Origin of the sequence: Rhodococcus sp. SB1D (assembly GCF_048573875.1) — a bacterium.
GTDB classification, from domain to species: Bacteria; Actinomycetota; Actinomycetes; order Mycobacteriales; family Mycobacteriaceae; genus Rhodococcus_F; species Rhodococcus_F qingshengii.
This window is the reverse complement of the sequence record NZ_JBMAIQ010000001.1, coordinates 563,586-576,025: the sequence shown is the minus strand read 5'-3', so window position 1 is coordinate 576,025 and position 12,440 is coordinate 563,586. Positions and strand designations below refer to the sequence as shown.

11 protein-coding genes are annotated in these 12,440 nt (G+C 64.2%); 2 read left to right on the top strand and 9 right to left on the bottom strand.

The annotated features are described in order from the left end of the window. Nucleotides 1–6: 6 nt before the first annotated feature. The 9 genes from ACN50D_RS02735 to mqo all read right to left on the bottom strand — a co-directional run bounded on the left by ACN50D_RS02735 (nt 7) and on the right by mqo (nt 9,862). A complete protein-coding gene (locus tag ACN50D_RS02735; RefSeq protein WP_007735005.1) occupies nt 7–435 on the bottom strand; it encodes a CBS domain-containing protein in 429 nt (142 codons plus the stop codon). Nucleotides 436–515: 80 nt separating this feature from the next. Further along, the gene (locus tag ACN50D_RS02730) at nt 516–2,012 is read right to left on the bottom strand and encodes an MFS transporter (RefSeq protein ID WP_050656470.1); all 1,497 of its coding nucleotides are present in this window, start codon (nt 2,010–2,012) and stop codon (nt 516–518) included. Between the two features lie 11 nt (nt 2,013–2,023). After that, nucleotides 2,024–3,250 (bottom strand): uroporphyrinogen-III C-methyltransferase, encoded by a 1,227-nt coding sequence (gene cobA / locus ACN50D_RS02725; protein WP_007735001.1) that lies wholly within the window; start codon nt 3,248–3,250, stop codon nt 2,024–2,026. Further along, nucleotides 3,247–3,660 carry a cobalamin biosynthesis protein gene (locus ACN50D_RS02720; RefSeq protein ID WP_037130389.1) on the bottom strand — a complete coding sequence of 138 codons (414 nt, stop codon included), beginning with the start codon at nt 3,658–3,660 and terminating at the stop codon, nt 3,247–3,249. Before ACN50D_RS02720 ends, cobA begins: the two co-directional genes overlap by 4 nt. Beyond that, nucleotides 3,644–5,020, bottom strand: coding sequence for a cobyrinate a,c-diamide synthase (locus ACN50D_RS02715; protein WP_030535626.1), 1,377 nt, complete (start codon nt 5,018–5,020; stop codon nt 3,644–3,646). Before ACN50D_RS02715 ends, ACN50D_RS02720 begins: the two co-directional genes overlap by 17 nt. After that, complete coding sequence (gene cobO / locus ACN50D_RS02710) at nt 5,014–5,628, bottom strand: cob(I)yrinic acid a,c-diamide adenosyltransferase (protein WP_003942784.1); 615 nt, start codon at nt 5,626–5,628, stop codon at nt 5,014–5,016. The genes ACN50D_RS02715 and cobO overlap by 7 nt, the downstream gene beginning before the upstream one ends. Before the next feature lie 21 nt (nt 5,629–5,649). After that, nucleotides 5,650–7,611: a magnesium chelatase subunit D family protein gene (locus ACN50D_RS02705; protein ID WP_231783309.1), complete on the bottom strand. Its 1,962-nt coding sequence runs from the start codon at nt 7,609–7,611 to the stop codon at nt 5,650–5,652. A gap of 224 nt (nt 7,612–7,835) precedes the next feature. Continuing rightward, nucleotides 7,836–8,312, bottom strand: a complete 477-nt coding sequence (locus tag ACN50D_RS02700) for a GNAT family N-acetyltransferase (RefSeq protein WP_003942808.1) — start codon at nt 8,310–8,312, stop codon at nt 7,836–7,838. 11 nt (nt 8,313–8,323) lie between these two features. Beyond that, nucleotides 8,324–9,862, bottom strand: coding sequence for a malate dehydrogenase (quinone) (mqo, locus tag ACN50D_RS02695; protein ID WP_003942820.1), 1,539 nt, complete (start codon nt 9,860–9,862; stop codon nt 8,324–8,326). Between the two features lie 146 nt (nt 9,863–10,008). On the opposite strand from mqo, the gene ACN50D_RS02690 reads away from it, so the two are divergent. Both ACN50D_RS02690 and mtr read left to right on the top strand, forming a co-directional pair. Next, on the top strand, nt 10,009–11,058 hold the full coding sequence (locus tag ACN50D_RS02690; RefSeq protein ID WP_003942674.1) for an alpha/beta hydrolase: 1,050 nt from the start codon (nt 10,009–10,011) through the stop codon (nt 11,056–11,058). After that, nucleotides 11,055–12,431: a mycothione reductase gene (gene mtr / locus ACN50D_RS02685; RefSeq protein WP_211920328.1), complete on the top strand. Its 1,377-nt coding sequence runs from the start codon at nt 11,055–11,057 to the stop codon at nt 12,429–12,431. The genes ACN50D_RS02690 and mtr overlap by 4 nt, the downstream gene beginning before the upstream one ends. Nucleotides 12,432–12,440: the final 9 nt, after the last annotated feature.

The following is a 12,440-nucleotide window of genomic DNA, read 5'->3' as shown; positions in this document are numbered from 1 at the left end:
TATCGATCAGCCCTGATCGATGTACGACTCGAGCTGATCGCGTTCGCTCTTGAGCTCGTCGATGCGGCTCTTCACCACGTCACCGATACTGACGATGCCGAGGAGGTTGCCGTCCTCGATCACCGGCAGATGCCGGATTCGACGCTCGGTCATGATCGCGGCAATGCTGTCCACTGCGTCTGCCGGAACGCACGTGTACATCAGAGCGGTCATGACCTCGGAAACCTGGATCCCGAGAAGGTCCGGGCCACGCTCGTGCAGGCGTCGAACGACATCGCGTTCGGAAATGATGCCGACCACCGCATCGTCGTCGACCACCACCATGGCTCCGATGTTGTGGCGGGCAAGATCGCACAGCAGCCCGTTGACCGTCGTGTGGGCGTCGATCGTGACGATGCTGTTGCCCTTGTTTCGCAATATGTCCGCGATCCGCATCACGGCACCCCGATCCGTCGAGACTCTCGGCACGTCCTGCAACGATCGTATCGGCTAGCGAAGCGGAAAAACAGGACTGATCAGGCGATTCCCTGAGCTGCCTTCTCCGCAGCCTGAGCCTGGGCTACCTGAGAAGGTGTGAACCTGATGCACAGCGCCGCGATACCGGCGAACACGGCGCAGACCGCGCAGCCCACAAGTGCGAAGGTGTACCCCTCTCCGAGTGCGATCAATTGCGCCGGATTCATGTCCGCTGCCTTGCCCGAAGTGCCGCCGAGCGAGAGCGTCTTGGACGTCGCCATTGCACCGATCACCGACAGCGCCAATGGTCCACCGAGCGTCTGGGCAACTTGGGAGATTGCGGTCAGCGGGCCGATCTCGGTCTCCGGGACACCGGCGATCGCGCACAGTGGCAAGGGCACCATCGCGAGGCCGATACCGAATCCGATCCCGATCACGGGCACGAACAAGTTGGCCAGGTAGGTGGAGTCGGAATCGAGAGTAGAGCCGTAGAGGAGTCCGACGATCATGATCACGACGCCGGTGAGGACCAGCCAGCGGGGTTGAACCTTCACGGCGAGCTTGGAAGCAACCGACGCGGCGGCGCCCAATCCGAACGCGAACGGAATGAACGCGATACCGGCACGCAACGGCGAATACTGCATGATGTCCTGCACGAACAGTGCGACGAAGGCCGTCATGCTGAACATCGCGCCACCGACGAAGAAGATGGCGAGGAACGTCGCGACACGGTTGCGATCGGCGAACAACGAGAAGGGCAAGAGCGGGTTGTCTGCAGTTCGCTCGACAAAGAGGAAGGCGGCGAGGGCGACCAATCCGGCCGCCAATGCACCGATGACGGCGATGCTCCCCCATCCCATTTCCGGGCCTTCGGTGAGAGCAAAAACAACACCGGTACAACCGAGGGTCGCGAGGATCGCGCCCGGGACATCCAAAGCCAGACGCGTCTGATTCGTCTCGCGAAGGGCGCGGAACGCCATGCCGACGAGCGCGATGCCGATCGGGACGTTGATGAGGAAGATCAGACGCCACGACACCTCGGTCAATGCGCCGCCGATGATCAGACCGGCGATCGATCCGACGCCCGTCATGGCGGCAAAAATCGCGATGGCCTGATTACGAGCCGGACCCGCGGCGAAAGTCGTGGCAACAAGGGCGAAGGCAGTGGGCGACGCCACGGCTGCGCCGACACCTTGAAGCGCCCGCGCTGCGATCAACATGCCCTCGTTCAGGGCGAGACCACAGAGCAACGACGCCACCGTGAACAGCGAGACTCCCGCGATGAACATCTTCTTGCGCCCGTACGCGTCACCGAGGCGACCACCGAGGAGCATGAGCCCACCGAACGCAAGCGCGTACGAGGTCAACACCCAGTTGCGACCACTGTCGCTCAGCCCGAGGTCTGCCTGCAATGGCGCCAGCGCGAGGTTCGCGACGGTGCCGTCGAGCACCACCATCATCTGCAAACCACTCAGGACGATGATGGCGAGCCCGATGACTCGAGTCGCTACCGGGGCATTCGCCGAAGCGGTTTCAGATGTTGGGGAATCAGACACAAGACTTCACGTTACCCAGCGTCGACGGAAAAGCCCGCGACCGGCCCGATCACGATGATCGCCGGAGGCTTGATCTCCTCGTCCTTGACGCGCTGAGCAACGGTCGCCAGATCGGCCCGAAGTTCACGCTGAGTGCGCAGCGTGCCCTCTTGGATGACGGTGACCGGCGTGGTTGCCGGGCGTCCACCGTCGACGAGTGCCTTCGCGAACTGATCGATGCGCTCGACCGCCATGAGCAGCACGATCGTGCCGCGCAACTTGGCCAGCGCCGACCAGTCGACCAGCGAATCCGGATGATCCGGAGCCACGTGCCCACTGACGACGACGAACTCGTGGGTGACGCCGCGGTGGGTGACCGGGATGCCTGCGGCCGACGGGACCGAGATCGCGCTCGTGATTCCGGGCACTACGGTCACCGGAACGCCGGCAGCGGCACACGCTTCGAGTTCTTCGTATCCCCGTCCGAAGACGTACGGGTCCCCGCCCTTGAGGCGGACCACGAACTTGCCTGCCTTCGCGTTGTCGATCAGCGCGGCGTTGATGGCCTCCTGAGCCATGGCACGGCCGTACGGGATCTTCGCGGCGTCGATCACCTCTACGTCCGGACCCAGTTCGGCGAGCAACTCCGGCGGAGCCAATCGGTCGGCCACGACGACGTCGGCGCGTGCGAGCAAACGGCGTCCGCGCACGGTGATCAGATCGGGATCACCGGGGCCACCACCGACGAGAGCAACACCCGCAGCGGCAGGCTCGGCCGTATCGGCTAGCACGCCCGACTGAAGACCTTCGACGACGGCGGTGCGGACTGCTGCCGAACGACGGTGATCGCCGCCCGCCAGAATTCCGATGCTCATACCGTCGTACTCGGCGCTGGCGGGAGTGACGGCGGTGCCGTGCTTCGCGTTGTCGGCGCGCACGCAGAAGATATGGCGACGCTCCGCTTCGGCGACGATCGCCGCATTGGTTTCCGGCTCGTCGGTCGAGGCGATGGCGTACCACGCACCTTCGAGGTCGCCGTCGGCGTACGGACGCTCTTCGACCGTGATCTGACCGGCAGTGGCCATACCTTCGACGGCTGGAGTGAACGCGCGACTGATGACGTGAACGCGGGCACCAGAGGCGACCAGCAGTCCGAGTCGGCGCTGAGCCACAGTGCCGCCACCGAACACGACCACGCGTCGATCGGTCAGGTTGAGGCCGACCAGGTAGTTGGTCTCGTCTGCGGTGGACTCGCTCACTCGCACTCCGTTTCGTTGTCAGAATTGGTCAAGCTGGAGGGAACTTTACGGGCCGCGGCCACGGTCACTCCATCCCTGGCAGTCTTGGCCAGCACAAGTCGGCCGCCCCCGGACGCAAGGATCGCAGCCGCTTCCGCGACGCTTGCCGTTCCGACGGCGTTCTCGACGCGAGGCGATGGTGACGGAACTTGAACTCGCGCAAGTACGTCCGGGGCGAAACTCACAATCGGGACGTTCAGTTCATGGGCCGCTGTCAGAAGAGCCGAAGACTCAGCTTTTGCCGCCACAGTGGCGAGTACCACGATCTTCCCTTGCGCCGCGGGCACAGCCTTCACCGCAGCGACGATGTCCTTCGCGGTGACACTCGTCGTGAATCCCACGCCGATACAGAGGTCATCCCCGTGCGGCATCGACGAACTTCGCGATCGATTCGGGCTGCCCCACCGGATGAGTGTGGAGATACGACGCGTGGACGCCGCCGCGAACAAATCCTTCGCGGACACTGCCGCCGTCCCAGGGCCTCCACCCCCACGCACTTCCGCAACCGTCCGCGTCTGCCGAGACGAGAGACGTTCGGTGGAACTCGTGACCGGTGACGCGGGAGCCTGCTTCGAAGAGGCTGGAGTCGCTGATCGCCACTGCTTCGCGGTACCCGAGGGTCAGGCGTTTCCCGAACGTCGCATCCACCCCGACAACACCGGCCATGCTGTGACCGTCCAAGCTGCGAGCGAGGTAGAGCAGACCGGCACACTCGGCGTGGATCGGTGCGCCGCCGTCCGCCAGGTCACGAACCTGCTGCAGCAGAACGGTATTGGCCGCGAGGTCCACCGCATGCTCTTCCGGGAACCCGCCAGGAAGGACAAGAGCGGCAGTTCCCGCAGGAAGCTCGTCCCGCAACGGGTCGAACACCTGCACGTCCGCGCCGGCGGCGGTCAACAGCTCCCGGTGCTCGGCATAGCCGAAGGTGAAGGCAGGGCCGCCCGCCATGGCAACCACAGGCCGAGACTCTGCGTGTGCGCCGACCTCGGCAACCGGATCCCATGCAGCTGCACTCACGTTCGAGGCGGCGAGTGCGCGAACAGCACCCAGATCGACGTGCGAGGCAATCAAGTCGGACATCGCGTCCACTGCGGCCACAGCGGCGGCGCCGTGCTCGGCCGCCGGAATCAGGCCGAGGTGCCGGGAGGGAACTTCGAGTTCCGTCAACCGTGGCACAACTCCGAGCACTGCGACGCCGACCTTGTCGCACGCATGACGCAACACCTGCTCGTGACGAGCGCTCCCGACGCGATTGAGAATGACGCCGCCGATGCGCACACCTGCGTCGTAGGTCGCGAAGCCGTGGAGTACGGCGGCCAGACTCTGACTGTGCCCACGGGCGTCGATCACGAGGACTACCGGCGAACCGAGGATCGACGCGACCTGCGCCGTCGATCCCTCCGCCGACGGCTGCGAGTTTGCCTCGTCGATCTTCCCGTCGAACAGACCCATGACGCCTTCGACCACGGCGATGTCGCAACCAGCGGTTCCATGCCGGTAGAGCGGTCCGATGCGATCCGGGCCCACCAGAACAGTGTCGAGGTTGCGTCCGGGCCGCCCTGCCGCGAGTCCGTGATAACCCGGGTCGATGTAGTCCGGCCCCACCTTGAAGGGTGCAACGCTGCTACCGGACCGTCGCAGCGCGCCGATCAATCCCGTTGCCACCGTGGTCTTTCCGCTACCCGAGGCAGGAGCAGCGATCACCACGGCCGGAGTGGAAGGACTTACCATTCGATGCCCCGTTGGCCCTTTCGGCCGGCATCCATCGGGTGCTTGATCTTGGTCATCTCGGTCACGAGGTCGGCGGCGTCGATCAACGCCTGCGGGGCGTCGCGTCCCGTGATGACAACGTGCTGGTTGCCCGGACGATCGCGCAGTGTCTGCACGACCTCGTCGACGTCGACCCAGCCCCACTTGAGCGGATAGGTGAACTCGTCGAGGACATAGAATCGATGTTCCTCGCTCGCAAGCCTTCTCGCGATCTCCTGCCAACCCTCCGCAGCGGCAGCAGCATGATCTTCCTCGCTACCGGCCTTGCGTGTCCATGACCAACCTTCGCCCATCTTGTGCCACTGCACCGGCCCACCGACGCCGGTTTCGTCGTGCAGGTTTCCGAGCGCGCGGAACGCGGCTTCCTCTCCGACCTTCCACTTGGCACTCTTCACGAACTGGAACACGCCGATGTCGAACCCCTGATTCCAGGCACGCAGCGCCATGCCGAAAGCGGCGGTGGACTTACCCTTTCCCGGGCCGGTGTGCACGGCAAGTACCGGCGCGTTACGACGCTGACGCGTGGTCAGACCGTCGTCGGGAACTGTCTCGGGAACACCCTTGGGCATCGTGAACTCCTGAGCTGGGATCTAGGCTGCGGCGCGGACGACACCCGCGACCTGCTGCGCTGACAATTCGGCGAGGCGGACGTATCCGCCACGTAGTTCTCGCGCCAACTCGGCCGCCAGCCCCAGACGCACGAGGCCGGTCTCGCAGTCGACGACGATGGACGCGACGGACGCGTCGGCGAGAAGATGCGCGGCGACGCGGGCGCGGTGCAGCGCGTCCTTGCCGCCGGTTGCCCGGCCGTCGGTGAGTGTGACGACGAGGGCGCGACGCTGCGGGTCACGAAGTCGTTCACGCAGAACCACTTCGCGAGCACGCAGGAATCCCTCTGCGAGTGGGGATTTGCCGCCGGTACGCATCGACTGCAAGCGACGGACAGCGATGTCCACCGAAGATGTCGGCGGCAGTACGAGCTCCGCTTCACGACCACGGACAGTGATGACGGCGACCTTGTCGCGGCGCTGATAGGCGTCGCGGAGCAACGAGACAACCGCACCGGTGACCGCGGAGAGGCGGTCGCGTGCTGCCATCGACCCCGACGCGTCGACAACGAAAACGATCAGATTGCCTTCTCGCCCTTCACGTATCGCGCCGCGGAGGTCAGCCGGTGCCAGCCGCAACCGTCCAGCAGTGCGACCACGGGCAACTTGAGACTCGGCTGCGGCAAAGACCGTGCTCGTCAGATGCAATCCGTGCCCACGCTCCCGCGTGGACCGCACAACTCGTCCACGGGACGACATGGACCGCGAGCGTCGTCCCGGTGCACCTTCACCGACTCCCGGAACTTCGAGGAGCTTGGCCTTGAATTCGCCGGCCGGTGGAGCCGAGGGACGATCGGTGGCGCGCACTCCCCCACCAGGTCCGTCAGGGTCGTCCGGGCCGTCGTCGTCAGGCCCGTCGTCGTCCGGCCCTTCGTCTCCGGGACCGCCGTCATCGGAGCCGCCATCTTCCGGGCCACGGTCTTCGGGATTCTCGGGAGGTTCGGGCTCTCCGTCGCGCGCGTCGTCCTCTACCTGCGACTGAGCATCCTGATCGGCCTGCTCGAGCGCATCGTCCAACTGCTGCTGATCCAAGCCGGGCTCGTCGAACGGATCGCGGCGGCGGCGATGCGGCAGCGTCAGTTCCGCCGCTACTCGTACGTCCTCCGCAGTGACTTCACTGTCGCCGCGCCAGGCAGCGTGGGCCGTCGCGGTGCGCGCCAGCACCAAGTCCGCGCGCATACCGTCGACGTCGAACGACGCACACAGCGAGGCGATACGACGCAGTTCGCGGTTGCTCAGCTCGACCGAGTCCAATTTCTCACGCGCCGTGAGGATTTCGGACGCCAACTCCTCATCGGCGGATACGTACCGAGCGACAAATGCCTCGGGGTCACGCTCGTAGTCGAGTCGGCGACGCACCACTTCCATGCGAATGTCGACGTCGCGGGAAGCGGCGACGTCGACAGCCAGACCGAAACGGTCCAGAAGTTGCGGACGCAGTTCTCCCTCTTCGGGATTCATCGTGCCGACGAGTACGAACTTGGCCGGATGCGAATGGGAGATGCCGTCACGCTCGATGTGAACCCGGCCCATCGCCGCGGCGTCGAGAAGCACGTCGACCAGGTGGTCGTGAAGCAGATTCACCTCGTCGACGTACAGAACACCCTGGTGAGCGGTGGCGAGCAGTCCAGGTTGGAATGCGCGCTCACCGTCACGCAGAACCTTCTCCAAGTCGATCGAACCGATCACCCGGTCTTCGGTCGCGCCCACGGGCAGTTCGACCAAGCGGGCCGGTCGTCTCGTTCCGGCGTCGTCGACCGCGGGCAGCAGCGCAGTCAGCGCGCGCACGACCGTCGACTTGGCAGTTCCCTTCTCACCGCGGACCAGGACCCCGCCGATCCCTGGATGCACCGCACACAGGATCAGCGCCAATCGCAATTGATCCTGGCCGACCACAGCACTGAACGGGAAGCCCGCCACTGGTCGATCTTCTTCACTTCGCACGTCGATATCCCTCCACCTCTCGGTTTCCTCGCCGAGAATTTGGCTGCACTCGAATGTCGCGGCAACCTGGCTGAGATCTCCCGGTTTATCGGTAGAGGAGAGATCTTTCACAGTGGCGGGACCGCGCCTGGATCGAACAGGACTTCCCCGCGAACATTCGGTATCGAAAAAACCCTAGTCGGCTCGCTTTCCCACGAGCCGACCAGGGTCAATTCTCCGACAAACTAGCTGACGGCCACGAAAGGCTCTCCCCCACCACGACGCATCGGGGTGTGCGGGATGCCGTCTTCGATGAACTCTTCGCCGTCAGCCTTGAATCCGTGCTTGGCGTACATCTCGACCAAGTAGGTCTGGGCGTTGATCCGACACGGCGCTTCGCCGACCTCGGCCAGTGCGGCCTGCAGGAGGCGGGTCGTGTGGCCCTGGCCGCGAGCCTGACGCGACGTGCACAGGCGTCCGATTCGGAAGCTCTTGTTTCCGTCGTCGTGCTCTTCGAGCAGCCGGAGCGTGCACACCACCTGGCCGTCCTGCTCGAGCCAGAAGTGGCGTGTTTCCGTCAGCAGGTCCCGCCCGTCCAACTCGGGATACGGGCAAGCCTGCTCGACGACAAAGACCTCCACTCGAAGCTTCAACAACTCGTAGAACGTCTTGTTGTCGAGATCGAGTGCCCATGAACGCTTCAAAGCTGCTGTTGCCGTCATGGGTTGGACTATCACACAGTCGCGGCGGTATCCGCGACCGGAGCCGATTCGGAAGCACCGGCGGAATCGAGCTCGAGAACCTTCGAGGACCAATCCCAGACCTGGTTGAACAGGCCTTCGTTGTCGGTGAGCTTGACGCCGATGGACGGAACCATCTCGCGGAGCTTGCCCTTCCAACCCTGGAACTCGGTCGGGAAGCAGCGCTCGAGTACGTCCAGCATCGCCGGGACGGCCGTGGACGCACCGGGCGAAGCACCGAGCAGGCCGGCGATGGAACCGTCCTCAGCGGCGACCACAGCGGTACCGAATTCGAGGACACCACCCTTGCCCTTGGCACGGCGGATCACCTGGACGCGCTGGCCCGCGGTGATGAGTTCCCAGTCCTGGGCCTGCGCTTTGGGCGCGAACTCACGCAGATCCCAGATGCGACCGGCTTCGTTCTTGGCAAGCTCGCTGACCAGGTACTTGACCAGGCCGAGCTCGCTGACACCGACACCGAGCATCGAGAGGATGTTGTTCGGCTTGACCGAGCCGGGCAGGTCCGTGACGCGACCCTGCTTGAGGAACTTCGGCGACCAACCAGCGTAGGGACCGAACAGCAGACCCGGCTTGTTGCCGATGACACGGGTGTCCAGGTGAGGCACCGACATGGGCGGGGCGCCGACGGCAGCCTTGCCGTAGACCTTGGCGCTGTGCTGGTCGATGAGTTCGGGGTTGGTGCATCGCAGGAAGGCACCGCTGACCGGGAAGCCACCGAAGCCCTTGGCTTCCTTGATGCCCGACTTCTGCAGCAGGTGCAGGGCGCCGCCACCGGCACCGACGAACACGAAGCGCGAGCGAACGGTGCGCTTTTCACCGGTGCGACGGTTGGTGACCTTGACGGTCCAGGACTTGTCCGAGTTCTGGGTCAGGTTGGTGACCTCGTGGCCGAAGTACATCTTGCCGCCGGTCTTGCCGATGTAGCCGATGAGCTGCTTGGTGAGCGCTCCGAAATCGACGTCGGTGCCGTCCTGGCTCCAGTTCAGGGCGATGGGATCGGAGAAGTCGCGTCCCTTGGCCATGAGCGGCAAACGCTTGCTGAACTCGGCCGGATCGTCGATGTACTCCATACCGCGGAAGAGCGTGTGGCCGGCAAGTGCGTCGTAACGAGCACGGAGGTACTTGGCGTTGGCCTCACCGTGAACGAAGCTCACGTGCGCGATGGGGTTGATGAATTCCTTGGGCTGTGTCAGGACGCCCTGCTCTACCGCGTGTGCCCAGAACTGGCGTGACACCTGGAACTGCTCGTTGACGTTGACGGCCTTCTTGATGTCGACCGTGCCGTCCGAGTTCTCAGGTGTGTAATTGAGCTCACACAGGGCTGAGTGACCGGTTCCCGCGTTGTTCCAGGGGTCGCTGCTCTCGGCTGCGACGGCATCGAGCCGCTCGAAGGTCGAGATCGACCAATCGGGCTGCAGCTGGCGCAGCAATGCACCCAGCGTGGCGCTCATGATGCCTGCGCCCACGAGCACTACATCCGTCTTCGTCTCTACCGCGTTCTGATTCGACACTGGAGAATCGACTTCCTTGTCATTAGCCGTGCGCGCATCCGCCTGCTGTGTTACGCCGAATAGGTTACCCGTGCGTACACGCGCGGTTCACCACCCCCAATTGTGCTCTACAACGCGCACTCGAAACGACGATTAGATTGTGATTTGTGACTACTTGGGTTCCAGACGTCCTCGGTGACGGATATCAGCAGCTGACGATCCCGCTCGGAACGGATCCGGACGGCGAAGGCGAGGTGGACGCAACACTGGTCCGCTACCAACCGCAGAAGGAGGCGGTGAAGACACACCGTGCCGTTTTGTACGTGCACGGCTTCACCGATTACTTCTTCCAGAAGCACCTCGCCGAGCACTTTGCCGAGCAGGGTTACGCCTTCTTCGCACTCGACCTGCGTAAGTGCGGCCGCTCCCTCAAACCGGGGCACACAGCTCATTACGTCTCCGACCTTGCGCTCTACGACGCCGAACTGAACGAAGCGCTGCGCATCGTCCGCAGCGAGACCGAGGGCAGCGAGGTGCTGCTCATGGCGCACTCCACCGGCGGTCTGATCGTTCCGCTCTGGCTGAACCGTTTGCAGCGCAAGCCCGGTGGCAGCGACGGCGCCGGAATCTGCGGGCTGGTACTCAACAGCCCCTGGTTCGACCTTCAGGGTCCCTCAGTGGTGCGCAACGTCGGTACTACGGCGATCGATGCGCTCGGACGGGTATCGGCGAAGACGGTGATCCCGGGAACTGGGCTACCGACTTACGGTTCCAGTCTTCATGTTTCGGCCAACGGCGTCTGGGATTACAACCTCGACTGGAAGCCACTGGCAGGCTGCCCCGTTACCTTCGGCTGGATGCGGGCCGTCCGAGCGGGTCACGCAAAACTTCACCGCGGCCTAGACATCGGAGTGCCCGCGCTGATTCTGCGCTCGAAGAAGTCGCAGTTCGCGAAGGCGTACAACCCGAGCGTCGACCTCGCCGATTCCGTGCTCGACGTCAAGCAGATCGCACGTTGGGCCGGTTGCCTCGGCGATCGCACCACCATCGTCCCGATCGACGGCGCCCGTCACGACGTGTTCCTTTCGACCGAGAAGCCCTTGGCCACAGCCTTTTCCGAACTCGACCTGTGGTTGGAGTGGCTCGACGGCCACCTCACCCCGGCCGCAGAAAGTTCGGCAAGCACAGCAAGCAACACACAGGAGATCGCGCAGTGACGCACTACGACCTTGCAATCATCGGCAGCGGATCCGGAAACTCGCTGCCCGACGAGCGGTTCGACGGCAAGAAGATCGCAATCCTCGAAGAGGGCACCTTCGGCGGAACGTGCCTCAATGTCGGGTGTATCCCGACCAAGATGTTCGTCTACGCCGCCGAGGTGGCACGAACCGTCACCACTGCCGAGAAGTACGGCGTCGACGCCACGCTCGACGGCGTTCGTTGGTCCGACATCGTCAAGCGCGTCTTCGGCCGCATCGATCCCATTTCTGCAGGTGGTGAGCGGTACCGCAGCGAAGACAGTCCCAACACCACCGTCTACCGCGGCCACGCCACGTTCACCGGCGACAAGACGATCGACACCGGAACCGGCGAGACGATCACCGCTGACCAGGTGGTCATCGCAGCCGGTTCGCGTCCGATCATCCCGAACGAGATCGCGTCGAGTGGTGTGAAGTACTACACCAACGAAGACATCATGCGACTGCCCGAACTTCCCGAGCACCTCGTGATCGTCGGCTCTGGATTCATCGCCACCGAGTTCGCACACGTGTTCTCCGCGTTGGGTTCTCGCGTGTCGATCATCGGTCGCAGCCAGCGACTGCTGCGGCACCTCGACGACGAGATCTCCGAGCGCTTCACCGAGTTGGCCGAACAGAAGTGGGACGTCCATCTGGGCTCCCCCCTCACGTCGGTAGGCGGCGACGGCGACAACATCGCCGTCGAACTGGCAAACGGCACAGTCGTTTCCGGTGACGTTCTCCTCGTCGCGGTCGGTCGTCAGCCGAACGGTGACCTACTCGGTCTCGACAAGGCCGGCGTCGAACTCGACGACAAGGGCTCGATCGTGGTCGACGAATACCAACGCACCACCGCAGAGGGCGTCTTCGCACTCGGTGACGTCTCCTCGCCGTACCAGCTCAAGCACGTCGCCAACCATGAAGCGCGCGTTGTTCAACACAACCTGCTCCAGGACGCGTGGAAGGACACGTCCGGGCTTCGCAGCACCGATCACCGCTTCGTACCGGCAGCCGTGTTCACCGACCCGCAGATCGCCGACGTCGGAATGACGGAGAAGCAGGCTCGCGACACCGGACTCGACATCACCGTCAAGGTGCAGGCATACGGAGACGTCGCGTACGGCTGGGCGATGGAGGATCAGGAGGGCATCTGCAAGGTGATCGCCGAGCGCGGCACCGGACGCATCCTCGGTGCCCACGTCATGGGTACGCAGGCTCCGACCGTCATCCAGCCGCTCATTCAGGCGATGAGCTTCGGTTTGTCAGCTCAGGACATGGCGCGCGGCCAGTACTGGATCCACCCGGCCCTGGCCGAAGTGGTCGAGAACGCGCTGCTCGGCCTCGACATCTGAGCCCCCGCA